This window comes from Lactococcus formosensis, assembly GCF_037892375.1.
In the GTDB taxonomy this organism is placed as follows: domain Bacteria; phylum Bacillota; class Bacilli; order Lactobacillales; family Streptococcaceae; genus Lactococcus; species Lactococcus formosensis.
In genome coordinates this window covers 1,179,781-1,204,414 of record NZ_CP141721.1, presented here as the reverse complement: position 1 = coordinate 1,204,414, position 24,634 = coordinate 1,179,781, and the positions used below count along the sequence as shown (strand labels likewise).

The following is a 24,634-nucleotide window of genomic DNA, read 5'->3' as shown; positions in this document are numbered from 1 at the left end:
TCCTTGGTTAATAATAAGAACTTAGTTCTTTTTGATTGGTGCCAATTGTAAGAACATTTGACGACCATCCATTTTGGCTTTTTGCTCTACCACAGCGATATCTTTCACTGCTTCAGCAAATTCATCCATTACTTGACGACCCACATCTTGGTAAGTAATCATACGACCTTTAAAGCGAATCGAAACTTTAACTTTGTCTCCTTTTTCAAGGAACTTAGTTGCTTGACGAAGTTTTGTATTGAAGTCATTTTTATCAATGACTGGACTCAAACGAACTTCTTTCAAAGTAACAGTTGCCTGTTTCTTCTTAGCTTCTTTTTGCTTTTTCTTTTGCTCAAACATGAATTTAGTGTAATCCATGATTTTGGCAACTGGTGGTTCTTGATTTGAAATCAAAACCAAATCCATGTTAAGGTCCTCGGCCTGAGTAAGTGCAACAGCTGTAGGTGTAACACCAAGCTGTTCGCCTTCAGCACCGATAAGACGCACTTCGCGTGAACGGATTTGACCGTTCATCAAAGGTTTTCTGTTGTCTTGCTTTGCTATGTCTATTCTCCTTCTAAAATATTTTTTAGAAAAACAAAAGCGGAACGCATAATGCGCCCCGCTAATGAAAACATTCGTTTTGTGAATAATTCCATTTTGTTGCCCAGGGCTATTACCACTCAGGCGAGAAGCGGGTGCTTCTGCTTTTCAACTTCTCTATTATACCACAAATATTTCTTATGTCAACAATAATTTTGTTTTTTCACTTAATCCTCAAAATTACTTATTTTTGCATCTTTGTTCATTATTTTGTTAAATAAGCTTGCACAAAACTTTGCATTTTTTGTTGGATTTGACTATCTGCATAATTTCCAGCTTCTTCACCCCAAAAAGTAAGTGCTGAACCTATAACATTTTCTGTTGAACTTACTTGTTTTCCACTGTTCAGCTCAAATTTTGAAAGATCCCAATTTGCAACCAAATCGTTAATCGTATAGGCATAACTTTCTGGCTGCCACATACGCTGTCCCGGCAAGAAATATGTATAATAAGCATTGTAATTTAAAAGCTGGAAACCTGCATCTAAAAGTTCTTGAGCACTTGCCGTATATTGTCGGCCGGAGCTTGCGCGCTCATCAGTGCTATTAATATCCCAACCACCAATTTGTGACCAATAAGTAATCTGGATATCTTTATTATAGTCCGCAAGATCTGCCTTAGCCACTCGATCATTCCACATCCTTGTAGTATAACCCTGATGTTTTAAAAAATTATCCAAAGTATTCACATAGTTCACTAAGTTCCTATTTGATTCTACGGGCAACCAGTCAATTTCATCAACACCGATATGAAAATAAGCTTTCGCTTGCCCAGCAAAAAGTGGTGTGTATTCTGCTAACATCTCTTGGACAAAATCACTAGCTTCTACTTTTGTGTAATCAATCAGATTAAACTGTTCTGGCGCTCCATCGGGTAATTTAATAGCCTCATACCGCTTAGGATCATTGATCTTTAAAAGCTCGAGAATAGCTTGCATATGAGCCGGAGCTTCTATCTCTGGAATTAAAACAACGTTCTTTGATCGGGCATAGGAGACCAAATCCATCACATCATTTTTCGAAAGAAATGGTCGTTTGGTTTGTGTATTCAACCATTGTCCATCTTGATAAACCGCATTTTTATCTGTTGTTTGACCGACCGTAGCCATCTCCACAGCTAAATTTTGATTATCAGACATGTGTAACTGGAGAAAACTATTAGGATAGTTGCTTAGATCATCTATGAATTGTTTGATAACTTCTGCTTTATAAAACTTACGGGAAATATCTAAAGCAATTCCTTTTTCTGGTAGTATTTGAGTTAAATTTTTTTCCGCTTTTACTTCTGTTTGATTTATCATCGTCATTAAAAATACAACCATCCCTACTACCGCACATACACTGAAGACTTTTCTATTATTCATAGACACCTTTTCCTTATCCAACTATATAAAAATTATAACAAAATGAAAATAGAACAACAAAAACCCCAATAAAAAAGCGTCCGCAGACGACTTTTTATTTTGCTTTCAATGCGCTCAAGATTTGTGTACGCATATCTTCTATACCATCTGCACTGGCTGGAAGGAAAATCGTTGAATTTCCGGCATCAGCAAATTGGTTCAGCGTATCAAGATACTGGTTAGTTAAAAGAATAGACATAATTTGGTCTTCTGTTAAGCTTGCCCCAGTATTCTTAATTTCGATAATTTGTTGGGCAAGCCCGTCAACGATGGCTTTACGTTGTTCGGCAATACCCACACCACGCAAGCGATCTTTTTCTGCTTCGGCTTCTGCAGAAGTTACGATTTTTATTTTTTCAGCATTTGCAAGCATCTGTGATGCATCTTGCTTACGTTGAGCTGCATTAATTTCATTCATTGATTGCTTAACTTCGGCATCAGGCTCTACACGTGTGATCAAGGTTTTGACAATAATATAACCGTAAGTTGTCATTTCCTCAGCCACTTGATGTTGCACTTCCAAAGCAATTTCATCTTTCTTCTCGAAAACTTCATCCAAAGTCAACTTAGGCACAGCAGAACGAAGGGCATCCTCAATATAAGCTTGAATTTGCTCAGAAGGGTTCATCAGTTTATAGTAAGCATCTTTAATATTTTCTTCATTGACACGATATTGCGTTGCAATGTTCATGGTCACAAAAACGTTATCTTTTGTTTTCGTTTCAACAGTCATTTCGTTTTGCAAAAGACGCAGTTGAATACGTGCGGCAACACGATCAATTCCCCAAGGTAATTTTACATGGAAACCCGCTGAAGAAGTCGTTTGGTACTTCCCAAAGCGTTCTATGATTGCAACCGTTTGTTGTTTAATAACATAAAACAACGTTCCTGCACTCGCCAAGATGATGATAATAACGAGGACTGTAATAATAAGTGAAACTGTTAACATAAAACTCTCCTTTCCTTTAATTATACTTTATTCTTTAGAATATTCCAATCAAAGTCCTTTAGAAATGTACATAAAGCATTTATTTTGTTCTGCTTGATAAAGGAGAGGGTGAATATAACGAATTTTTTCAGCTTGAAGGACTAAATCTTCAAAATTATAGCCTGTCAAACGAATATAATCATCATTTTCGTCAGCAGTTGTTAAGTCGGATAATTCTTGTACATCAGTGAATGCACCTTCAAAATTCGCTTTTTTCATGATGATATAATTGTTTTCTTGTTTCAAAACATAATGTGGAAAAATCTGTGCAACTTCATAAATAATTTGTGTTGTAATTTTCAAAGGAAACTCACTAAAGACAATTGCTTCTTCCTCTGCATTACGGTAGCAAAAGCCAAAAGCTTTCCCTGAAATATTTAAGCGCATGAATCGGAAGTTTTCTGTTCCTTCTTTTCCTTCAAGGTGAAAATTCGGCTGAGTTTGAAACATATCCAAATCACGTGACAGAGCAAAGAAATAGTCTGTAGCATCTTGTGGAGAGCGTTTTTGATAAAGTTCTGCAAAATAAGCATTGATTACACTTGAAGGTGGAGTAACCAACAGCATTTTTTCTTTTTCATCGTTTAAATTTGCTAAACGATTTTCTAAAAAGACACGGTCTTGAGCCATATAACCTCCGTATTTCAAACCTAAATCAATATATTCCTTATTTTTCACTTTTTTCCTCCATATTTAAAAATTCTTTTGCACATATTATAGCATTTTCTGGATAATCTTCAGCAAAGACATCATAAAAATTGACATTCATCCGGTTGCGGAACCAAGTCAATTGACGTTTAGCATATCTTCGTGAATTTCTTTTTACAAGCTCCACTGCCTCTTCAAGTGAAATTTCCCCTGAGAAATACGGGAAAAATTCTTTATAGCCAATTCCTTTTGCAGCTTGAACCTCTGGGTATTTTTCAAATAAACCTTTTGCTTCTTCAAGTAGTCCATAATTCAACATATTATCGACTCGGTAATTTATTCGATCATAGAGTGTTGTTCTTTCAGCATTCAGGCCGAGGATACAAAACTCATAGTCAGATGCTTGATTTTCACCTGTACCAAAAGTTTCTAGCTCAAGAAAGCGCATCGCTCTTCTCCGATTAATTTCTGGAATATTTTGTGGCACACGCGCAAACAGCTCTTCATCAGAAAGCTCTTCTAAACTTCGACGAAGTTCCATCATTGCCTCATGATTTTCTTGCCCTCCCAGGTGATAGCCCTCAACAAGACTCTGAATATAAAGTCCCGTTCCACCAACAATAATTGGAAGCTTACCTCGAGAAATAATTTTTTCTATACAAACGGTAGCTTCTTGAACAAAGTCAAAGGCAGAATAATTCTCGTTTACATCTCGTACATCAATTAAATGATGCACTGCTGCAGCCTGTTCTTCTGGGCTTGCTTTAGCCGTACCAATATCAAGCCCACGATATACTTGTTGCGAATCGCCTGAAATAATCTCACCATCAAAAACTTGAGCCAACTGAATCCCCAAAGCTGTTTTACCTACAGCTGTTGGTCCAACCACAACTATTACCTTATTTTTTTTCATATATTGTTTTCTATTGATTTTATATCTTTCTTTTCCTATGTATAAAAGTATATTTTCCTATTATAACATTTTTCCGTTTAAGAACTCTCTTATCTATATAAATCTATATAAAAATCCTCATCTTATACATGAGGATTTTATTTATCGTGTTGCATTATAATAAACGTGTGAATCTTCAAGATGTCCCCTTGCTTGAAGCAGTTGATTGACTGTGACGAATGTATAGCCTTGACTTTTTAATTTTTGAATAACTCTCGCTGCTCCATCGACGGATGTATCGTAAATGTCATGCATAAGAATAATGGAACCGTCATAAACTTCGCTCATAACAACTTGCTCAATTTGGTCTACATTTTTACTTTCCCAATCTAGAGAATCCACGCTCCACTGAATAATAGGAGTTTGTGCCATTTCATTGATTTGAGGAGTTGTAGCTCCATAAGGGGGACGTAAGCCCTGAGGCCGAATGCCCACTGTCTTTTGCATCAAATCTGAAGTCTTTGTGATTTCATCTTGTGCTTGTTTTACTGGCAACTGAGGTAAATTCTCATGATTATAAGTATGAGAACCTACTTGATATCCTAAAGCATGTTCCTTTTTAACTAATTCTGGATACAGTTCAAGACGGTTTCCCAGGACAAAAAATGTTGCAGGTACATTTTCATTCTTTAAAATGGAAAGCAAACGTGGTGTCGTTTGTGGATCTGGTCCATCATCAAAAGTTAAAGCAACTAATTTCTTATGAGCCAGTGACTTGCTTTTCACTTGCTGAGCGGAAGGTATTTTTACTTTCGAATTTTGAGCTTCTTCTTTTAAATCTCCCACTAAAAATTGTGGTTTGATAATCTCTCCGAGCTCACTCAGTGGCACCGAAACCTTGGTATATAAGTCTCTGCTACTGTTGACTTGACCAGGTCTCAAAAAGAAATCCAGACATTTTTTATCCAAAACAAAGGCATCAAAATTTTTCTCTGTCGGTCTCAAACCTGCACTTAATACTTGCTTGGTTCTTTGACTTGAATTCTCTTGGATCTTCAACATCTTCTCATATATATTTTGTGCGATACTGCTGAGATCTTCCTTATCTTGAAATAAATCAGAGAGCTGTAACTCTTTATTTTCTTTCAAATCATAAGTTTTAGTGACGACTAGGTTTTCTGCTTGGACACGCGCATTGGTTTTTCGCATCACATTAAATTTAAAACTCACGATATCTGGGGAAAACCGATAAGTTTCAAAGGATTGAAATAAGGCCCCCTTCTCAGCGGTATCATTCTCTGGCGTACGTTCTTTAAAAGAAGACACTTCTTCATTAGAAAATGCTTCCAACTTTTGATTAATCGCTGCATTTTTTGTTTTGGGATAATTCATCAGGATATGATAGCCTTGCTCCTCCTTCTTTGTCTCAATCTCTATTTCTTTAGCAGCTGTACTTCGAATATAAGTATTCATTGAAGTCGTCGTATTTTCTTTTTCTGTTGTGTTCACCAGTAGGCTGGCTGCTCCGAAAACTATTCCAAGCGCAAGTAAAGCACTTCCTGTCTTCAGCCATTTCTTATTCATGATTGCCTCTTTTTCTCTATATTTTCACCTTTATTGTCTCTACTGTTAAGATAACAATAATTTTTGACACTTTCAAATATTTAGTATACTTTCTAATAAAAGAAACTTAAAATATTGGGTATAAAGCCCTACAAGTGTTATAATAATTTTATAAGTTTATCAAAGTAACATAGGATTATTGTAGACAATAAGGAGGAAAGCATGAATAAATATCTTAAAGGCTATCTTATAGGTAAAGCCATTGAAATTACTGTTGCCGGTACTGCCGTCATGGTTGCTAAACATAAAGGATTGATTGATGCTGAAATGCATCCTAACTTCAAAGAAGACACATTTACAGAAAACCAAAAACGTGCAAAACGTAAACGCCTTGCACGTTAAAACATACTAAATTTACTCTTGGAGGTGTATCTATGAATAAAAATCTCATCACAGGTTTCGTTGCTGGTAACATTGTAACTTTGGCTGCTTTGTTTACTGCAGGTGCAATCTATAAAAAACGTGTTGTTGATCCTATTGAACACAAATGGGAATTTGCACAAGAAAGTCGTAAAAAAGCAAACCGTAAACGTATCGCTCATTAATAAAAAATGCGTCCTACCCTTAAGTAGCACGCATTTTTTATTGCTCAAAATTCTCTTCTTGGTCGAGCAAACTGTCACTAAAAGCAGCAATATCTTTTCCTGTAACGTCAAGAACTTTTTGGTTACGCATTACCCCGTCTTCGAAAATTTCAAGTAATTCTCCAAAAATCTGAAGATCAGATACACCAATCTTCAAAAAGTATCTCTGAATCTCCTTATAAACAAGCCCATAATCTTTCGGTAGTTCTTTCACTGCATTTTGCAGAGCGTGCCATTCTTTTTTTTCTTCAATGATCTCCTTGAGTTTCATTCTATTGCCTCCCTAATTTTTTCGCTACATTACGATTAAGTTGCTCGCGGCACTTGTCCCGGTAGGATTTATTGGGGATAGGACGTCGCTGATCAAACAGTTCTGCAACAAAAGCTTCCTTATCGTCCCCAATCACAGCTGATACATCTTCGTAATCGAATGACGTTTCTTCAAAAAATTCAAGTAAGCTACTCATGATAGGAATCAGATTTCTACCTGTCAAATCACTATATCTCTGGATCTCTTCGTCAAGCTCTGCCCATATGCTTTGGTAACTCTCTGGCAGACGTTTCACTCTTTCTGCAAATTCTGCCCTTGCCATAGTCATATCTCTTCCTGTTATTCTATCCCAAAAATTCATCATTTCTCCTTATTCCTTATCTCATAAAGCTTTTCTGAGATAAAATCCCAACGTAACCAAAAAGCTGCCAGTTCCTCTTTTCCCGCAGTATTCAACTTAAAAAACTTACGTGCCGGGCCTTTTTCTGAGGCTTTTTTTTCTGTCTCCAGTAAGTTTTGGCGTTCAAGTCGAGAAGTTATCGTATATACTGTGCCTTCTGCGACATCAGTAAATCCCAACTCTTTTAATTGTTGTGTGATGGCATAGCCATATGTTTCACCTTGGCTGATGATTTGTAAGACACAGCCTTCTAAAACGCCCTTGAGCATCTCTGTATTGTTTTCCATTATAGCTCCTAATATGTATTACTAAGTACGACTATATAGTAACACATATTAGATTTAAAACAAAATAAAATACTTTTCAAGATATTTAAGCTTAATCATTTGACTTCTCCTCTAATCGTGGTAGAATAGTAAAAATTATGAAAGAGGTTTTAAAGACTTGAAACAAGAAACAACTTTTGCTAATGCTAAATTTGCCAATCCTTTTATGAATGCATCGGGGGTGCATTGTATGTCTATCAAGGATTTGCAAGACTTAGAAAAATCTGATGCAGGAGCTTACATCACTAAAAGCTGTACCTTGGAAAAAAGAGAAGGTAATCCTTCTCCTCGTTATGTCGACTTAGCTTTGGGGAGTATAAACTCTATGGGTCTTCCTAATCTAGGCTTCCGCTATTACTTAGATTATGTTTTGGAAGTGCAACAAAATCAAGACACCCCAATCTTTTTCTCTATTGCTGGTATGAGCCCTGAAGAGAATCTTGAAATGTTGGGTAACATTCAAAAAAGCGCATTTTCAGGTATTACTGAACTGAACCTCTCATGTCCAAATGTACCTGGTAAACCTCAACTAGCCTATGATTTCCAAGCAACAGAGCAACTCTTAGAAAAAGTATTTGCTTTCTTCAAGAAACCTTTGGGTGTAAAGCTTCCTCCATACTTTGACTTAGCACATTTCGATCAAATGGCTGAGATTCTTAATAAGTTCCCCCTCACATACGTCAATTCTGTCAATAGTGTCGGAAATGCCCTCTATATCGATACGGAAGAGGAGGCTGTTGTAATTAAACCCAAAGAAGGGTTCGGTGGTCTTGGAGGTCAATACATCAAACCAACTGCCCTGGCGAATGTCCGTGCCTTCTATACTCGTCTTAAACCAGAAATACAAATCATCGGAACAGGTGGTATCGAAACAGGACAAGATGCTTTTGAACATCTTCTCTGTGGTGCAAGCATGCTCCAAATTGGGACCGCCCTCCACAAAGAAGGTCCAGAGATTTTCCCAAGAATCATTAGAGAACTTCAAGAAATCATGGATAAAAAAGGCTATAAATCTATTGATGAATTCCGCGGTAAGCTCAAAAGTCTTTAAATACAAATAATAGAACTAAGGCAAGCCTTAGTTTTTTATTTTGTATTTTTATAGGTTACCCTATAAATAACTTGACTTTATTTAGCCTGTACTGTAAAATAATAACTAACACTTCATACAACAAATTCCTTTTTACTTTTTAGAATTAATGCCCTTCCGTTGAGTGCTAAGACAGAGCAGGAAGAAAACAAAATTTATAGAAAGAAATGTTATCCTATATGTCTCTCACACTCCTCTCAGTATGAAGCTTATTTTTATATACCCAAATTTTCAAAACTCAAATAACGCTATCGACACCAAACTAAATTTTGGGCGCCAACAGTAGCTTACTGTGAACTTTAAAAACAAGGGAAATAATGTTAAAAATTTCAAATTTATCCGTCGAGTATAAAGGCAACCTTGCCTTAGAAAATATATCACTGCACATACCTGAAGGCTCCTGTACAGGAGTTATCGGACCTAATGGTGCGGGCAAGTCAACTTTGATGAAAAGCATCTTAGAGATGATCCCGACTAGATCCGGTACTGTCACCATCAATGAAACTCCACTCAAGAATTTTAAGAGAAAGATTGCTTATGTTGCACAACGTAGTGAAATTGATCTCAGTTTTCCAATCACGGTCTTTGATACGGTTTTGACAGGTACATATCCCAACTTAAAACTCTTTCAAAAGCCCCGTAAAAAAGAAAGACAAAAAGCGGAACATGCACTTCATAAACTTGGGTTGGACGATTTTAAAGATCGTCAGCTTAGCGCTTTGTCTGGTGGGCAGTTGCAACGTGTTTTCATCGCCCGTGCATTGGCGCAAGAAGCTGACTATTACTTTTTAGATGAACCTTTCGTTGGTATCGATATGATGAGCGAAAAAATCATTATTAATATACTTGAGGAGTTACGACGGGACGGTAAAACGATTATCATCGTTTACCACAATCTTCATAATGTTAAAGCGTATTTTGATTACCTAATTATTCTTAATAAAAAACTAATTGGCGCTGACTATACAGCCCAATGTTTCACAAATGAAAATCTGCAAAAAGCTTACGGTGAAGCCCTAGGCGAGATCATCATCAAGGAAAGCGAGGGCTAAGTCACGGTGGATATTTTATTTTTTCTTTCAGATGTAACCGGCCTTACTGTAACTATGCTGAGTGCTTTTATCGCTTCGATTTTACTCGGGGTCATCTCTGGGATTTTAGGGAGTTTTATCGTTTTAAGACGTCTTTCTCTCATGGGTGATGCTTTGTCCCATGCTGTCTTACCAGGTGTTGCTATTTCTTATATGCTAGGGATAAACGTTTTGATTGGCGCAACAGTATCTGGGATTTTAGGCGCAATTCTGATTCAATTTATCATCAAACACAGTAATTTGAAGACAGATGCTTCGATTGGTATCATCCTAAGTAGCTTCTTTGCTCTAGGAATCATATTAATTACAAAAGCTGAAAGTGGTGCAGATCTTAACCATATACTTTTTGGAAATATCCTTGCCGTTACACCACACGAGCTTATTCAGTCTTTCGTATTATTAGTTGCTGTTGTTCTGGTAGTCAAACTCTTCTTCAAGGAGTTGCTTATTACTTCCTTTGATCCAACTATGTCTAAAGCTTATGGTTTAAACAATACTTTTTATCACTATTTATTGATGATTTTACTGACGCTTTTCACAATTTCTGCCTTGTCACAAGTCGGGATTGTACTTGTAGTTGCTATGCTTATTATACCTGCATCAATTTCTTATCTGTGGGTGAATAAATTGCCACATATGATCGCGATGTCTTCTATCTTAGGTGTACTCTTTGGTATTTTGGGCGTTATTGTCAGTTTCCAATATGATTTGCCCACAAGCGCAACTATTGTAATCGTTGGGGCACTTACCTTTGCTCTCTCCTTCTTCCTCAGCCCTCGCAACGGATTTATCCGCTATCCTAAGAAAGGACCTCAATCATGAACCGCAAACAACTCTCTTTAATTACCATTTTAGCCTCACTTTTGTTACTTCTTACAGCATGCTCGCCAAAAAAAGAAGAAAGTAAGGCATCAGATAACCTTAAGGTTGTAACCACTTATTCCATTATTGCCGATATTGCTGAAAATATCGGGAAAGACCATGTTGATGTTTATAGCATGGTTCCACGTGGTACTGATCCCCATCAGTACGATCCGAAACCCAATGACACTCAAGCTGTCGAAAAAGCCGATCTTGTCTTTTACAATGGGCTCAATCTGGAAACTGGAAAGGGCTGGTTTAATAAACTCGTTAAAAACAGTCGGAAAGAAGATTCGACCTTTATGGTCAGCCAAGGTGTTACTCCCATACACTTAACTGAAAAAGGCAAAGAAAGTGAAGAAGACCCGCATGCTTGGCTAGACATTCAAAATGGTATTATCTATGCCCAAAATATCGAAAAAGAGCTTTCAAAGAAAGATCCGCAACATAAAGAGGTTTATCAAAAAAATCTCAAAGCATATACAGATAAATTGCAACAGCTTGACACAGAAGCAAAAGCTAAGATTGCAACCATCCCGCAGGAAGACCGAATCTTAGTGACCAGCGAAGGTGCTTTTAAATATTTCTCAAAACAATATGGCCTGACAGCTGAATATATCTGGGAAATCAATACGGATAACCAAGGTACACCAGCCCAACTCAACCGTATTAACACGATTGTCAAAGACAAAAATGTCAAAGCACTTTTTGTGGAAACCAGCGTTTCACCAAAAACGATGGAATCTGTCTCTAGACAAACTGGTGTAAAAATCTACTCAAAAATTTTTACTGACTCTCTTGCTGACGAAGGTCAGAAAGGGGATACCTACTACGATATGCTTCAATGGAATATTGAGCATATTACCGATGGGTTGAGTGGTAAGTAATCGTCATTTTCTTAAGAATATTAAAAAACTACCAAGACATTGGTAGTTTTTTGATTCGTTCTTGTAAAAACATGAATTTTAGCTCAGCAAGGTTTTCCCTCTTAGTCTTCTGTATACCAATCATAGTGGAAGATTCCATCCATATCTGTACGTTCGTATGTGTGCGCACCGAAGTAGTCACGTTGTGCTTGGATAAGGTTCGCTGGCAAGTTTGCTGAGCGGTAGCTATCATAGTAGCTGATTGCACTTGTGAATGTTGGTACTGGGATACCTGCTTGAACAGCAAGGCTTACAACATCACGTACTGCTGCTTGGTAACGTTTTGTAATATCGATGAAGTATTCATCCAAGAGAAGATTTTCAAGGTCAGCATCTTTGTCAAAAGCATCTGTAATGTTTTGCAAGAATTCCGCACGAATGATACATCCTGCACGCCAGATTTGAGCGATTGTACCGTAAGGAAGATCCCAATCGTATTCCTTAGAAGCTTGACGAAGTTGAGCAAAACCTTGGGCATAACTCATAATTTTTGAGAAATAGAGCGCTTGACGGATTTTTTCGACAATTTCAGCTTTGTCGCCTGAGAATTTCACTTCTGGACCTGATAAGATAGAGCTTGCTTTCACACGTTCGTCTTTATAAGTTGAGATGAAACGGGCAAACACTGATTCAGTAATCAATGGCAATGGAACACCCAAGTCGAGTGAACTTTGTGACGTCCATTTACCTGTACCTTTATTACCGGCTTTATCAAGGATTTTATCCACAATATAACCGTCTGTACCTTGATCATCTTTACGTTTAAGGACTTCTTTTGTGATTTCGATAAGGTAGCTGTCTAACTCGCCTTCATTCCACTCTTCAAAGATCGATTGGATTTCAACATTATCAAGACCAAGTACACGTTTCAAAAGATCATAAGATTCCGCAATGAGTTGCATATCGCCATACTCGATACCATTGTGGACCATTTTCACATAGTGACCTGCACCATTAGGACCCATATAAGCCACACATGGTTTACCATCTTGAGGTGCTTTACCTGCGATTTGTTCAAAGATTGGTGCAATCAAATCATAAGCTTCTTTTTGTCCGCCAGGCATGATTGAAGGACCTTCAAGAGCACCCTTTTCACCACCTGAAACACCTGTACCGATAAAGTTAATACCTGAGTCTGCAAGCTCTGCATTACGACGCATTGTATCTGGGAAATGTGTATTTCCACCATCAATCAAGATGTCCCCTTTATCCAAATGTGGTAAAAGTGCTTGAATTGTCGCATCAGTTGCTGGACCAGCTTGTACCATAAGCATGATACGACGTGGTTTTTCAATCGCAGCTACGAATTCTTCGATTGTTTTTGTCAAGACAAAATTTTTATCTGGATGTTCAGCTACAACTTCTTCTGTTTTTGCAGTCGTACGATTAAATAAGGCAACCGTATATCCACGTGATTCAACATTGAGGGCTAAGTTTTTACCCATTACGGCCATACCGACTACGCCAAAGTTAGCTTGAGTCATTGTAAATCCTCCGATTTTTTATTTTTGATAAAACTATTATAACGCAATTTCTTTACAAAAGCTCAAATAAACACTGTAACATTTTTACAAAAAGAAAAACTGCCCGTAGACAGTATCTCTTTTACCACTCTGTACCTGAGAGGTCTTTAGCTTTTTTTTCAAGCTCTTCAGCTTCTTCAGAAATTTTACCAAAGTCAACATTATCTTCCACTACTTCTGCAGCATCTTCTTTAACATCTTCGACCTTGTCCGCGACTGCATCCGCACTGTCATCCAACTTTTCTTTAAACTCAGCAGTTTTTTCCACTACTTCGTCAGTAATTTCTGATTCGTTTTCATCGAAAAGTTCTTCGGTGTCTTCCTTGGCTTGATTGATTTTATCAACAATTGCATCGCGCGTACTGTTGAAAAATTCAATAACAGAGTCTTTTGAAAGTTCACCTGAGTCAACTTTTTCTTTAATCAAATCACGTTTGCTTGTCAAATAATCTTTTGCTGAATCTGCAGAAATTTCACCTGAATCAAAACGTTCTTTAATTTCATTGAATTTTTCTGTCGAAAAATCGCGTAAGTTGTTCAATGCGGCTTCTGGATCATCTTTAAAGTCGTCGTACATCTTGCTCGCATCTTCACGCATTTCGCTTCCTTTTTTAGGGGCGAAAAACAAAGCTGCAGCGGCACCAATCAAAGCTCCTGCTAAAAATCCTGATTTTTTAGACATATTATTTATCCTCCACTTTCTTTTTCTTGTTCTTCTTCATAAATTTATTTGCTGTTTTAGCCAATACTAAAGTTGAAGCTGAACGACCAACGGTTCCCGATTTTCTTGAAAAACGTTCAACCATGTCGCGACTGCTCTTATTTACCGCAGTAACGCTCTCTGAAAGCTCTGCTACTGCAACGAAGAGAGGGTCAATTGTTGCAACTTTTCCATTAACATCATCTAAAAGAACATTGGCTTTTGCCATCAAGCCATCCGCTTGGTGAAGCAAAACATCGACATCACTAGAAACGAGTTTCACCGTACGATTGGCCTCCTCAACAACTTTTGAAACTTTAACTAAAAGTACAATTAAGAAAATAACTAAAGCTGCAAAAGCAATTGCAATGATCAGCCAGGCTATATTTTGTACACTAATTTCTCCCATACTTCACCTCCGAAACCGCTTAAATTCAAACGGTAATTTTACTTTATTATAGCAAAATTAATATTTTTTATAAACTAATTTGGCACATAATTTTTCCTTAGGTCATTAGGGAACTCATATCAGTGTGTTGGAGGATTTTTAGCTTTATCCCTTGTTTATTTTTTCCTCAGAAAAAACTCGTCTTTATCGTAAAAGTTTATGTGAGAGATTGCCAGCTTCTTTGACAAGATCAGTGATGAAAGTGTAGCTTTTGCTGTAAAATTTTGCGGAATCTTTGCCTTTTTGTATAGGTGCTTCTTTTTGTCCTCTTTCGTCAAGCGCTTTATCTTTATATGGTGAAACGCTTCGTTTTGTTATATTTTGGGTATAAATGTCAAGTGTATCTCTATTTGTCTTTTTCAGTGGGACAGTTGTTTTGTGGATGCTGAGAGTATCCGAGGGAATGGTACGGACGGTCTTCGTTTGCTGATGGAGTATATTAAAAATACCAAATGTGATGAGCCCAACAGTTGTCACAAGTGCAAGTGTACGTTTCATTTTTCGCTCCTCTTCTCCTCTTAGTACTTCTATTTTACGCGTACTGGTATGAAGTTGAACTTACTTTTTTGTAATATAAAAAAAATGTATCTTTTGCCTTGCTACAAAAGATACACTTTTACATTCTTTTCTTAATCAATTTTTTTCAAACGTCTGATAAGCACAAACGCTATCCCGGCAATAATCATTAAAGCTGAGAAGACCTGTGATACGCGGAATGCTCCCCACATCAGACTGTCTGTCCGCATGCCTTCCACAATAAAGCGTACTGCCCCATACCAGATAAGATAGAAAGAAAAGATTTCCCCACGCTTGAGTCCTGGAATACGATGACGGAAAATCATAATGAGGAGGAAACCTGAAAAGGTTCCGATACTTTCATAGAGGAAAGTAGGTATTCGATAAGCTCCATCAATAAACATCTGCTCCCGAATAAAGGTCGGCAGATAATTTAAGTTGTTTACCGCATCGCCATAGGCTTCCTGATTAACAAAATTTCCCCAACGTCCAAAAGCTTGGCCAATAAGTACACCCGGAATACTCACATCCAGTAAATCCAGAGGATTAATCATCCGATAATAAGAAAAGACAAACAGGACAATTGCTCCTGCAATCAGTCCCCCATATATGGCACCACCGCCGTCCCAAAGAGCGATAATTTCACTTGGATGTTGACTATAATAATCCCATTGGAAAGCAACGTAATATGCCCGCACACCGATAAGACCGACGGGGAAGGCCCAGAGGATAAAATCAATTACATCATCTGTGGTCAATCCTCGCCGAGGTGCTTCTTTACAAGCAAGCCAGACACCAAGGGCAGCACCTGTCACAATGAAAATCGCATACCAATGAATGGAAAAAGGCCCCAACTCTAAAGCAATCTTATTCATTGCTAAATATGGAAAATTGTTCACTTTAACTCCTTAGCTATTGTTCTCAATCAAATGTGTCAAACGATCTTCAAAAAGCGCAGTTGCATCATAGCCCATGTCTTTGGCACGATAGTTCATCACGGCAGCTTCAATGATAGTCGAAACATTCCGCCCTGTTTTTACAGGAATCTTGATTTGTGGCACCTCAACATCGGCGAGGATAATATTTTTCACACCATTACCCAACCGGTCAAATTCGCCGCCTACTTCGTAAGGTTCAAGGTAGATTGTTAAATCAATATCCGTCTGATCCTTGACTGCACGCGCACCGTACAAGCTCATAACATCAATAATCCCGACACCGCGAAGCTCCAAGAAATTTTGTAAGACTGGCGCAGGTTCCCCTGCTAAAGTAAAAGCATCTCTTTGGAAAACATCGACACGATCATCAGCAACGAGACGGTGATTACGCGCTACCAAGTCCAAAGCCGTCTCTGATTTCCCGATTCCACTTGCTCCCTGAATCAAAACGCCAACACCATAAATATCCATCAGTACACCGTGTACACTGACACGCTCTGCCAACTCTTCATCTAAGTAAGAGGTCAGAATACTGTTCAGACGGCTAGTTGTCTCACGTGATTGCAATAAGACAATATCATGCTTACGTGCAGCATTTACCATCTCTTCCGGAATTTCAAGATTGCGTGCCACGATAACGACAGGAGTTATCTCTGTCATTACTTTTTTAAGAATATCATAACGCGCATCGCCTACCTCGTTCATCATGTAGGACCATTCCTTCATCCCGAAAAGTTGTATACGTTCAGGGGTAAAGTATTCAAAATAACCAGACATCTCTAAACCTGGGCGTAAAATATCTGAGGTGGTAATTTCTTTTTGAAGTGCTGTTTCTGTCGAGTAGATAACATTAAATTTTATTTTTTTGATGAGATCTTGCACTGTGACTGTCATAACCGTCTCCTATCGTCTTTTTCTCTACTTATTATATCAAAATATAAACAATAATCCTTTTTGCTTTAGCTAAGAGAGCGTAATATTTTATTCCAATTCAGTAGCTAAAGGTATAACTCAGTATGCTGGCTTATCTCACTCCTATAAATAGGCGATAAAAAAATAATGGAGAACATCCATTATTTGATCTTGCTGAGTTTTACAAACTTATCTACTTTATAAGCGACGTAAATTCTGCGGCCTAAAAGGAAGCTTGCGATAAAAAGCCAAAACCATTGTGCCTGAAAAAAGGCGATAGAAAAAATCCATGCTTCAATGATTGTGCCAAGTATAAAAGAGTAAAATCGTGACTTTAACATAGATTAACTATATCATACACAAGAACTGAGGTCAAATATGCTAAACGAAACTTATTCTATAACTTTACTTTTTTCCTTCACTTCCTGATAGAAAAAAAGTTGGAGATACTGTATAATACATTATTGTCATAGCAGCGCACTAGATTTCAGACCAACTTACGAAAGGAAATTACCCATGGCAAAAGTTATTGATCGAGGTCCTTTCTATCACGGAACAAAATTCAAACTCAAAGTAGACGATTATTTAAGGGCAGGTTTTGCCTCTAATTATGATTCACGTGTTATTATGAATCACATCTATTTTACAGCTTTAAAAGATGGTGCTGGCTTTGCTGCACAAATAGCTGCTGGAAAAGATGAAGTGCCACATGTCTATCTAGTGGAGCCAATAGGCCCTTATGAAAATGATCCCAATGTGACCGATAAAAAATTCCCTGGTAATCCAACTCGTTCTTATCGTTCTACTGCACCACTAAAAATAATTGCTGAAGTGACCGATTGGGTGCCGCAACCTCAAGATGAGATTGACATCTTACGTGAAAAAATTGCCACACGTGTTACAAACAGTAAAATAAGCCTCATTAATTAAATCATCATTACATCCGACTAAATTTAAAATATGAAACCAAAACAAAAAACCTTCATCATCATCCTTACTTCCTTTGCTCTTTTTACCTTTACACCACATGTTTTTGCAACTGCTGGTGGATTTCACAGTAGCAGAGGATCGCGTAGCTCTATCGGTCGTCGCACCAGTCAGTGGTCTGATGAACATACAAGTTATCAGAGATATACTTATAACAATTCTTATTATCATTCTACAGGATATTATTATAACAACTCGACTGCTTATGGTTTTTCACCTTTTAGCCTAATCCTTGGTGTTTTAGTAGTTGGTGGGATAGTGTTGAAATCAAAGAAACCAATGATAGGACGACAAAGCTATGTCCACGACAAAACACTAGTCGACGAGACGCTTGCAGAGCAAGTCGAAACAAATTTTTTGCTTATTCAAGATGCTTGGGATCATCAAAATCTAAAACCTGTCGAACACCTTTACAGTGAAGCACTCTATGCTAAACATCAAAAGATGTTAACTAAAATGGCACAGAAGGGACTCCTGAATCATACACATAGCATTGTGATTGATGGTCTAAGCAGGTTAAAACAAAAAAATAGCTCTCAATTTGAAATAGATATTTCGTTTGTAGCTATTGATTTTCTTGTTGAACTCAATACACAGCGTATCATTAAGGGTAACAATATGACACGTGATGCCTTCAAGCAACGCTGGACTTTTATCACAAACGGAGATAAACTAAAAGTTGCTAAGATTAAGGAGTTAAAAATATAAGGTAAACAAATCTTATTCTCCTGTATCGTCTAGCAAAAAAGCTACAATTTTGGTAAAATGAGGTGCTATGGAAAAAATAAAAAACTTTGCTAAGACCGAAGCATTTACTTATCTTGTCTTCGGTGTCTTGACAACACTTGTCTATTACATTTTTATGCAGTCGAGTTTTTATCTGCTTAATCACCCTGGAATAAACGCTGGGGCGATTTCAGAGGCTATTGGACAAATTATCAGTATTATCTTTGCTTTCTTTACTAATAAGATTTGGGTTTTCAAACATAAGTCCACGCACATTTTCCGTGATTTCCTTAACTTTGCTGCTGGACGCTTGTTCTTCATGCTTTTAGCCATTGTTTTGAAATGGTGGTTTATCGATAGTCATCCGGAAATTTTGATGAACCTCTTACACTTGAAAAAACCTGTAGTCGTTCTCACCCTCTCACTTGCAATCCAAGTATTGAATATTGTCTTGAACTACTTCTATTCTAAATTTATTGTTTTCCGTAAAAAAGCGAAAGTATAAATGTATAATAAAAAAACGTCTGCCAAAACAGAGCGTTTTTTTATTTTCTAATTTCTTTAATAAATGCAACAATCTCACCACGTCGGGTTTCGATTTGACCAAAGGACTTTTTCTGATAAGTAGCATTGAATACTGCTCCGATAATAATAACTTTAGCAATAAAAATAAACCAAATCATTAAACCAAAAATAAGCAAGGAACCAACCAGTTTAAAGTCACGCATTTGCCCTAAAGCTCGACTTAAATAGGCCCCAAAAAAATGAGGCAGTGCCACAAGGACCAAGGTAGAGAAAATGGTCCCCGGCATAATATAGCGGAGTTTATGTATTTTGACATTGGGTAAGACAAAGTACAGTAAAATCAAAGAAATAAGCACAACAATGATGACAACGGGTAAGGTAGCTGTTTGCAAAGTCCGGTACAGTCGATCATCAAAGGCAAAGAGATTCTCATGCACATAGGTCAAAATCACCTGACCAAATGTTGAAATTAAGATGGTTAAAGAGAGCATAACCATAAGCCCTAAGCCAACAACTAAACCAATAATTCGGCTGAGAATGAAGTCTCGATGTTCTGAAACCTCATAAGCTTTATTCATAGCCATCTGTAAGGTCGCAAGTGCACGGGAAAATGTCCAGAAACCAGCCAAAACGGAAATAGAAAGTAATCCTGTATTGGGATTTTCCAAGACATTTCGGATAAATCCAACACTCATATCATAAATCTGATCCGGAATCTGATCATGAAGCACATCCAAAATCATATCAATATCAAGATTTAAGAAGGGGAGAATGTTGGCAAAAATCAAAAGCAGCGGGAAAATTGATAAAAGCAAGTAATAAGCCACAGCAATACTTGATAAGGACATCTCTGAACTTTTATAAAAGTTCATAAAGTCCTTCAAAGTTTGCCAAGACGACACACGTTGAAAAAGAGCTTTCATCTGGTCTTCTCCTCCTTTCATTTTTACGTATTAATAAAATAGGAGAAACTTATTAGTAAGTGCCTTCTTCTCCTTGGCTTGTCAAAATTACTGGACCATCTTTGGTAATGACAAACTGATGTTCATATTGACATGATAAACCACCATCCAATGTCTTATGCATCCAGCCTGTTTCCATATCCGTATCAATTTCCCAAGTTCCTGTCGAAATCATTGGTTCAACGGTCAAAACCATACCCTCACGCAAACGCAAACCACGTCCAGCTTTTCCGTAATGAGGTACAAGTGGATCTTCGTGGAAAGTTGGACCCATCCCATGACCGACAAGGTCACGAACCACGCCATAACCACGACTTTCTGCATGTTCTTGAATAGCTGCTCCAATATCCCCAATACGGTTACCAACGACAGCTTGCTCAATTCCAAGATAGAGACACTCACGTGTCACATCCATAAGGTTCTTAACTTCTTCTGATGGTGTGCCTACAGCATAAGCCCAGCAGCTATCTGCAATAGCTCCGCTGAAACCTTCAGTATATTTCTTCATCTCAGGAACATTATCAAAATCAAGTTTTGAAACGTCAATAGAGCCGTCTTCAACCATGCCTAAAACCATATCTACTTTGATAAGGTCGCCATCTTTTAATTTCATGTGACGAGGGAAACTGTGCGCAACCTCATCATTCAGTGAACAACATGTTGCATAGGGGTAATCCATAATTGAACCATCCACACCGATTTGGAGAGGAAGAGTATTATTTTCTTTACAAACTTTTCGTACATATTCTTCAATTTCCCACATGTCGATACCTGGTTTTATCAAATCACGCAAACCGATATGGATGCTTGCCAACAAAGAGCCCGCACGATCCATTTGATCTATTTCACGTTGAGATTTTAATGTAATCACTATTTTTACCTTCTTCTAAATATTTCTTTAATCGTAATGATACTCCTATTTTATCATAAAAATACTGTGGTAGAAAGCCCCGAAAAATGCATGGGAGCTGATTTTTCTGGAATTTCTTGATATAATTCTGTTATATAAATTTCACAAGGGAGCAAAAAATGGCTTTAGCAAAAGTAGTTTATGCAAGTATGACAGGTAATACGCAAGAAATCGCGGAAATCGTCGCTGATAAATTGGAAGATTTAGGTCTTGATGTAGATTTGGACGAATGTACTTCAGTTGATGCTGACGAATTTGAAGATGCGGATCTTTGTATCGTTGCCACTTATACTTATGGTGATGGGGAATTGCCAGATGAAATCGTTGATTTCTATGAAGACTTGCAAGATGTTGATCTTTCTGGAAAAACTTTCGGTGTTTGTGGTTCAGGAGATACTTTCTATGATGATTTCTGTATTTGTGTCGACATGTTTGAGGAACAATTTGCACTTACTGGAGCTGAAAAAGGGGCAGACTCTGTCAAAGTTGACTTGAATGCTGAGGATGAAGATATTACAAATCTTGAGGCTTTTGCAGAAACTTTAGCAGCCAAAGTTCAATAAAAGAAAAAACTGCTCATGAGCAGTTTTTTTATAGACTAAACATCAAAATTCCCGCCGCAACGGCGACATTCAAAGACTCTGCACGTCCAGGCATCTCTATATGGACAAGTTGATCGGCCATCGCGACTGCCTGAGCAGAGACACCTGCGCCTTCATTCCCCATAACTAAGGCAAAATCCTTTTCTGCTACAAGTTCTTTATGACTGATGGACTGGTTAGATAAAGTGGTAACATAAAGAGGAATGTGGGCTTTTTGCAATTCCGTAAAATCTGCCATAGACAAAATAGGAATGTGAAAGTTACTCCCTTGCATACTTCGCATCACTTTTGGAGCATAAATATCTGCCGTATCTCCCAGACAAAGTACTGCTGAAAATCCTGCAGCATCAGCTGTCCGAATCATCGTCCCGACATTTCCGGGATCTTGGACATTTTCAAGTACTAAGTACTTACCGTGCTTCAACTCCACTTTCACTTCTTCGAAAGCTACCTCAGCGACAACACCTTGCGGTGTTCCAGCATCCGATAGGCTTTTGAGAACTTCTGAACTCACTGCGATAACTTCTTCCAGATGTGCAACTTGCTGATATTTGTTCTCTTCTACAAAGATTTGTAAAATTTTTGCTCCCGAATTGACAGCTTCTTCTAGCAAATGAAAGCCCTCAATAAGATAAGAATTTTTGCGGTATTTTTTCTTTGTCAGCAGCTTACGTGCTTCTTTTATTTTTTTATTGTCTTTTGCTGTAATAATTTCCATTTGCTATAATTATAACATAGAATATATGAAGATTTTTTATTTTCCTATAAGGAGGTATATATGTATAAGATTAAAATGGTAGCCCATGGTCAAGTACAAGGTGTGGGTTTCCGCTATGGTACAGTCCAAATCGCACGTCAGCTCAATCTTAAAGGTCGCGTTTGGAATAATTCCGATGGCACTGTGGGCCTTTATGTCCAATCAAATAGCCAGAAAGCTTTATCAGATTTTGAAGATAAACTTCGTAAAGGACCAACTCCTTTTGCCTCAGTCACAAATCTCGAAATATATCCGGACGAATTCCCAGACTTTAAAAATTTCGATATTAAATATTAATAAAAAAAGACTGTCTGAAACAGTCTTTTTATTACCAATTAAAAAGATTAAGAAGCATCAGATGCCATTTGACTTCATCAGCATAGTACATATTTCCACCATTAACGTAGAGTTTTCCTCTGCTATTTATCAAAGAATCAACAGTGACATGATAGTACGTTGCGCTTGTCGTATTTCCCAAACTAGGTGCTACAACTGTACGCGAATATTTTTCAGCCAGTTCTAAATTATTTTTTCCACCATTTTTCGCAACATAATCTATGTATGCTTGACCAAAGTTATATGCTTGAACCCCTGTCCAAATATCAACATTTTTATCTTCAGCGTACTCTAAAACTTTACAAAGATTGGAAACCCCTTGCTCGATACTCTTATCTTCATCTGAAATACTGTTTTGATTACCATTCAAACTCTCGCTCGACTGCATAACATCCGCAGCATTTCCTTTTGTCTCTGTATAAATAATAGCTAATGCAAGTTTTGTATCTCCCTCCAAGCCTTGAGCTTTCAGGGTTGCATCAACCGATTTTTCATATTGCATCACGTTTTTTACGTTTTTATAAGTTCTGTGCACGTAAAAACCTGCTCCAACCACTGCTGCCAGTAGCGCAAGCTTGATGAATAGCTTCAAAATTTTCAACATTTATCTATTCCTAATCATTTTTTCGACGGCTCGTGTCTCAATTCCAGTTGTTATTTTATGCCATCTCATGTTAAAAACTTCTCTAGCATTTCCACCTTTATTTACTTATCACTGATCATTTTTATTCGGGTTGGTGGAAATTTTGTTAAAAAAGTCGTACCTATATTCTAGACTAATGGAAACCCTTTTGTCAAATCTAATGCAAATTGGCGAACCTCTTGAAGGGCAAATTCGTCATCTTTATTCGATAATGCTTTAATAATTGCTTGTGCAATCTTACGGCTTTCTTCTTCTTTCATACCGCGACTAGTGATTGCTGCTGCACCGATACGTACGCCACTTGTTTTAAAAGGACTAAGCTCCTCACCAGGAACAGAGTTTTTATTGAGTGTGATGTTAACTGTATCGAGTAGATTTTGTGCTTCTTTACCGTTGATTCCAAGCTCTGTTACTTTAACAAGGAACAAATGATTGTCTGTGCCATCTGAGATAACGTGTAAACCAGCTCTACTAAATTCATCAGCCATAGCTGCAGTATTTTTCACTACTTGGTCAATATAAGTTGAAAAATCTGGTGACAAAGCTTCTTTAAAAGCAACTGCTTTAGCAGCAATAACGTGCTCCAAGGGACCACCTTGTAACCCTGGGAAAATAGCACTGTTGATTTTTTTAGCTAGCTCTTCATCATTTGTCAAAATAAGACCACCACGTGGGCCACGCAATGTTTTATGCGTTGTAGAGGTTACTACATCTGCATAAGGGAAAGGACTTGGATGATGGCCTGTGGCTACAAGACCAGCGATATGAGCCATATCTACCATTAGTTTTGCTCCAACACGATCTGCAATCTCACGGAATTTTGAAAAATCAATAATACGCGAATAAGCTGATGCTCCAGCAACAATAAGTGCTGGGCGATGCTTTTCAGCTTGTTCTGCAATTTCGTCAAAATCAAGCAACTCTGTTTCTGGATTAAGACCGTAAGAAACAAAATTATACATCTTGCCTGAGAAGTTGACTTGAGAACCATGAGTCAAATGCCCACCAGAATTCAAGTCCATACCGAGTACAGTATCTCCGGGCTCAATCAGTGCCATGTAAGCTGCTGCATTGGCTTGTGAGCCAGAATGTGGCTGCACATTAGCAAAGTCTGCATGGAAGAGTTCTTTGGCGCGCTCGATGGCCAAGTTTTCCACCACATCTACAGCTTCTGTCCCGCCGTAATAACGCTTTTCCGGATAACCTTCTGCGTATTTATTTGTTAAGACAGATCCCTGAGCTGCACGCACCGCTGGGGATACGATATTTTCTGAGGCAATTAACTCAATTGTTTCTTGTTGTCGAACTTCTTCGGCATGTATAGCAGCCCAAAGTTCTGGATCAAACGCTTCAAAATTATAAATTTCCATGTGTGTCTCCTTTGCCTTATACGATGCTTACCTCAAGCTTTTTTTTGATTGCGTGGGTAGCTTTTGTACATCTTCCATTATATCTAAAGCAA

The 24,634-nt window shown here is 37.8% G+C and carries 32 protein-coding genes and 1 other annotated feature; of the genes, 11 read left to right on the top strand and 21 right to left on the bottom strand.

All coding sequences use genetic code 11. The features are described from left to right. Nucleotides 1–21: 21 nt before the first annotated feature. The 6 genes from infC to VNN39_RS05930 form a co-directional block, all read right to left on the bottom strand. On the bottom strand, nucleotides 22–519 hold the full coding sequence (infC, locus tag VNN39_RS05955) for a translation initiation factor IF-3 (protein ID WP_338997022.1): 498 nt from the start codon (nucleotides 517–519) through the stop codon (nucleotides 22–24). Between the two features lie 52 nt (nucleotides 520–571). After that, nucleotides 572–698 (bottom strand) — a sequence feature (ribosomal protein L20 leader region). A 92-nt stretch (nucleotides 699–790) separates the two neighbouring features. Beyond that, the gene (locus VNN39_RS05950; protein WP_338997021.1) at nucleotides 791–1,948 is read right to left on the bottom strand and encodes a family 20 glycosylhydrolase; all 1,158 of its coding nucleotides are present in this window, start codon (nucleotides 1,946–1,948) and stop codon (nucleotides 791–793) included. A 94-nt stretch (nucleotides 1,949–2,042) separates the two neighbouring features. Then, nucleotides 2,043–2,936, bottom strand: coding sequence for an SPFH domain-containing protein (locus VNN39_RS05945; protein ID WP_017368540.1), 894 nt, complete (start codon nucleotides 2,934–2,936; stop codon nucleotides 2,043–2,045). 48 nt (nucleotides 2,937–2,984) lie between these two features. Further along, entirely contained in the window at nucleotides 2,985–3,653 is a 669-nt protein-coding gene (locus VNN39_RS05940) for a hypothetical protein (RefSeq protein ID WP_338997020.1), read from the bottom strand. Next, nucleotides 3,643–4,536, bottom strand: a complete 894-nt coding sequence (gene miaA, locus VNN39_RS05935; RefSeq protein ID WP_096369211.1) for a tRNA (adenosine(37)-N6)-dimethylallyltransferase MiaA — start codon at nucleotides 4,534–4,536, stop codon at nucleotides 3,643–3,645. Before miaA ends, VNN39_RS05940 begins: the two co-directional genes overlap by 11 nt. Before the next feature lie 141 nt (nucleotides 4,537–4,677). Then, a complete protein-coding gene (locus tag VNN39_RS05930; RefSeq protein ID WP_213495941.1) occupies nucleotides 4,678–6,099 on the bottom strand; it encodes a polysaccharide deacetylase family protein in 1,422 nt (473 codons plus the stop codon). Nucleotides 6,100–6,300: 201 nt separating this feature from the next. On the opposite strand from VNN39_RS05930, the gene VNN39_RS05925 reads away from it, so the two are divergent. Continuing rightward, nucleotides 6,301–6,480: a DUF3042 family protein gene (locus VNN39_RS05925; protein WP_096369209.1), complete on the top strand. Its 180-nt coding sequence runs from the start codon at nucleotides 6,301–6,303 to the stop codon at nucleotides 6,478–6,480. Nucleotides 6,481–6,512: 32 nt separating this feature from the next. Beyond that, a complete protein-coding gene (locus VNN39_RS05920; protein WP_014025228.1) occupies nucleotides 6,513–6,683 on the top strand; it encodes a DUF3042 family protein in 171 nt (56 codons plus the stop codon). Between the two features lie 37 nt (nucleotides 6,684–6,720). Here the strand turns inward: VNN39_RS05920 and VNN39_RS05915 are convergent, their stop codons facing one another. From VNN39_RS05915 to VNN39_RS05905, 3 genes are read right to left on the bottom strand one after another with little or no spacing between them, the layout of a single operon-like run. Continuing rightward, complete coding sequence (locus tag VNN39_RS05915) at nucleotides 6,721–6,993, bottom strand: DUF1048 domain-containing protein (protein ID WP_338997018.1); 273 nt, start codon at nucleotides 6,991–6,993, stop codon at nucleotides 6,721–6,723. A 1-nt stretch (nucleotide 6,994) separates the two neighbouring features. Beyond that, entirely contained in the window at nucleotides 6,995–7,354 is a 360-nt protein-coding gene (locus VNN39_RS05910; protein ID WP_338997017.1) for a DUF1048 domain-containing protein, read from the bottom strand. Next, nucleotides 7,354–7,680, bottom strand: a complete 327-nt coding sequence (locus VNN39_RS05905) for a PadR family transcriptional regulator (protein WP_096369206.1) — start codon at nucleotides 7,678–7,680, stop codon at nucleotides 7,354–7,356. The genes VNN39_RS05910 and VNN39_RS05905 overlap by 1 nt, the downstream gene beginning before the upstream one ends. 157 nt (nucleotides 7,681–7,837) lie before the next feature. Between VNN39_RS05905 and VNN39_RS05900 the strand changes: the two genes are divergently transcribed. The 4 genes from VNN39_RS05900 (at nucleotide 7,838) to VNN39_RS05885 (ending at nucleotide 11,648) form a co-directional block, all read left to right on the top strand. Further along, nucleotides 7,838–8,770 carry a dihydroorotate oxidase gene (locus VNN39_RS05900; RefSeq protein WP_213495939.1) on the top strand — a complete coding sequence of 311 codons (933 nt, stop codon included), beginning with the start codon at nucleotides 7,838–7,840 and terminating at the stop codon, nucleotides 8,768–8,770. A gap of 356 nt (nucleotides 8,771–9,126) precedes the next feature. Then, nucleotides 9,127–9,861 (top strand): metal ABC transporter ATP-binding protein, encoded by a 735-nt coding sequence (locus VNN39_RS05895; protein WP_339006957.1) that lies wholly within the window; start codon nucleotides 9,127–9,129, stop codon nucleotides 9,859–9,861. A 6-nt stretch (nucleotides 9,862–9,867) separates the two neighbouring features. After that, entirely contained in the window at nucleotides 9,868–10,722 is an 855-nt protein-coding gene (locus VNN39_RS05890) for a metal ABC transporter permease (RefSeq protein WP_338997014.1), read from the top strand. Beyond that, the gene (locus tag VNN39_RS05885; protein ID WP_338997012.1) at nucleotides 10,719–11,648 is read left to right on the top strand and encodes a metal ABC transporter substrate-binding protein; all 930 of its coding nucleotides are present in this window, start codon (nucleotides 10,719–10,721) and stop codon (nucleotides 11,646–11,648) included. Before VNN39_RS05890 ends, VNN39_RS05885 begins: the two co-directional genes overlap by 4 nt. 101 nt (nucleotides 11,649–11,749) lie before the next feature. Here VNN39_RS05885 and gndA read toward each other — a convergent pair whose 3' ends face one another. From gndA to VNN39_RS05850, 7 genes are all read right to left on the bottom strand, one after another. After that, on the bottom strand, nucleotides 11,750–13,171 hold the full coding sequence (gene gndA / locus VNN39_RS05880; RefSeq protein WP_165712574.1) for an NADP-dependent phosphogluconate dehydrogenase: 1,422 nt from the start codon (nucleotides 13,169–13,171) through the stop codon (nucleotides 11,750–11,752). Between the two features lie 121 nt (nucleotides 13,172–13,292). Then, the gene (locus VNN39_RS05875) at nucleotides 13,293–13,892 is read right to left on the bottom strand and encodes a YtxH domain-containing protein (RefSeq protein ID WP_213495935.1); all 600 of its coding nucleotides are present in this window, start codon (nucleotides 13,890–13,892) and stop codon (nucleotides 13,293–13,295) included. A gap of 1 nt (nucleotide 13,893) precedes the next feature. Beyond that, complete coding sequence (locus VNN39_RS05870; RefSeq protein ID WP_003134326.1) at nucleotides 13,894–14,319, bottom strand: DUF948 domain-containing protein; 426 nt, start codon at nucleotides 14,317–14,319, stop codon at nucleotides 13,894–13,896. Between the two features lie 183 nt (nucleotides 14,320–14,502). Then, entirely contained in the window at nucleotides 14,503–14,856 is a 354-nt protein-coding gene (locus VNN39_RS05865) for a hypothetical protein (RefSeq protein ID WP_165712578.1), read from the bottom strand. Between the two features lie 131 nt (nucleotides 14,857–14,987). Continuing rightward, complete coding sequence (gene lgt, locus VNN39_RS05860) at nucleotides 14,988–15,749, bottom strand: prolipoprotein diacylglyceryl transferase (RefSeq protein ID WP_422393573.1); 762 nt, start codon at nucleotides 15,747–15,749, stop codon at nucleotides 14,988–14,990. 33 nt (nucleotides 15,750–15,782) lie between these two features. After that, the gene (hprK, locus tag VNN39_RS05855) at nucleotides 15,783–16,706 is read right to left on the bottom strand and encodes an HPr(Ser) kinase/phosphatase (RefSeq protein ID WP_019293392.1); all 924 of its coding nucleotides are present in this window, start codon (nucleotides 16,704–16,706) and stop codon (nucleotides 15,783–15,785) included. Nucleotides 16,707–16,885: 179 nt separating this feature from the next. Beyond that, entirely contained in the window at nucleotides 16,886–17,065 is a 180-nt protein-coding gene (locus VNN39_RS05850) for a hypothetical protein (RefSeq protein ID WP_017368524.1), read from the bottom strand. A gap of 175 nt (nucleotides 17,066–17,240) precedes the next feature. Between VNN39_RS05850 and arr the strand changes: the two genes are divergently transcribed. The 3 genes from arr to VNN39_RS05835 all read left to right on the top strand — a co-directional run bounded on the left by arr (nucleotide 17,241) and on the right by VNN39_RS05835 (nucleotide 18,942). Further along, nucleotides 17,241–17,654 carry an NAD(+)--rifampin ADP-ribosyltransferase gene (gene arr, locus VNN39_RS05845; RefSeq protein ID WP_165712580.1) on the top strand — a complete coding sequence of 138 codons (414 nt, stop codon included), beginning with the start codon at nucleotides 17,241–17,243 and terminating at the stop codon, nucleotides 17,652–17,654. Nucleotides 17,655–17,684: 30 nt separating this feature from the next. After that, nucleotides 17,685–18,419 carry a hypothetical protein gene (locus tag VNN39_RS05840; protein WP_338997004.1) on the top strand — a complete coding sequence of 245 codons (735 nt, stop codon included), beginning with the start codon at nucleotides 17,685–17,687 and terminating at the stop codon, nucleotides 18,417–18,419. Between the two features lie 67 nt (nucleotides 18,420–18,486). Beyond that, nucleotides 18,487–18,942 carry a GtrA family protein gene (locus VNN39_RS05835; RefSeq protein WP_165712586.1) on the top strand — a complete coding sequence of 152 codons (456 nt, stop codon included), beginning with the start codon at nucleotides 18,487–18,489 and terminating at the stop codon, nucleotides 18,940–18,942. A 40-nt stretch (nucleotides 18,943–18,982) separates the two neighbouring features. On the opposite strand, the gene VNN39_RS05830 is transcribed toward VNN39_RS05835, so the two are convergent. Both VNN39_RS05830 and VNN39_RS05825 read right to left on the bottom strand, forming a co-directional pair. Further along, on the bottom strand, nucleotides 18,983–19,885 hold the full coding sequence (locus tag VNN39_RS05830) for a YihY/virulence factor BrkB family protein (protein ID WP_003134316.1): 903 nt from the start codon (nucleotides 19,883–19,885) through the stop codon (nucleotides 18,983–18,985). Between the two features lie 52 nt (nucleotides 19,886–19,937). Further along, the gene (locus VNN39_RS05825; RefSeq protein ID WP_017368520.1) at nucleotides 19,938–20,795 is read right to left on the bottom strand and encodes a methionyl aminopeptidase; all 858 of its coding nucleotides are present in this window, start codon (nucleotides 20,793–20,795) and stop codon (nucleotides 19,938–19,940) included. A 158-nt stretch (nucleotides 20,796–20,953) separates the two neighbouring features. Here VNN39_RS05825 and VNN39_RS05820 point away from each other — a divergent pair, with 158 nt between their 5' ends. Next, nucleotides 20,954–21,397 carry a flavodoxin gene (locus VNN39_RS05820; protein WP_096369195.1) on the top strand — a complete coding sequence of 148 codons (444 nt, stop codon included), beginning with the start codon at nucleotides 20,954–20,956 and terminating at the stop codon, nucleotides 21,395–21,397. Between the two features lie 28 nt (nucleotides 21,398–21,425). Here the strand turns inward: VNN39_RS05820 and VNN39_RS05815 are convergent, their stop codons facing one another. Then, a complete protein-coding gene (locus VNN39_RS05815; protein ID WP_270265286.1) occupies nucleotides 21,426–22,154 on the bottom strand; it encodes a TrmH family RNA methyltransferase in 729 nt (242 codons plus the stop codon). 60 nt (nucleotides 22,155–22,214) lie between these two features. Here VNN39_RS05815 and VNN39_RS05810 point away from each other — a divergent pair, with 60 nt between their 5' ends. Next, nucleotides 22,215–22,490 (top strand): acylphosphatase, encoded by a 276-nt coding sequence (locus VNN39_RS05810; RefSeq protein WP_096369193.1) that lies wholly within the window; start codon nucleotides 22,215–22,217, stop codon nucleotides 22,488–22,490. A gap of 31 nt (nucleotides 22,491–22,521) precedes the next feature. Here VNN39_RS05810 and VNN39_RS05805 read toward each other — a convergent pair whose 3' ends face one another. Both VNN39_RS05805 and glyA read right to left on the bottom strand, forming a co-directional pair. Further along, nucleotides 22,522–23,133, bottom strand: a complete 612-nt coding sequence (locus tag VNN39_RS05805) for a lysozyme family protein (protein WP_338996999.1) — start codon at nucleotides 23,131–23,133, stop codon at nucleotides 22,522–22,524. Nucleotides 23,134–23,300: 167 nt separating this feature from the next. Further along, on the bottom strand, nucleotides 23,301–24,542 hold the full coding sequence (gene glyA / locus VNN39_RS05800) for a serine hydroxymethyltransferase (protein ID WP_270265288.1): 1,242 nt from the start codon (nucleotides 24,540–24,542) through the stop codon (nucleotides 23,301–23,303). Nucleotides 24,543–24,634 lie beyond the last annotated feature (92 nt).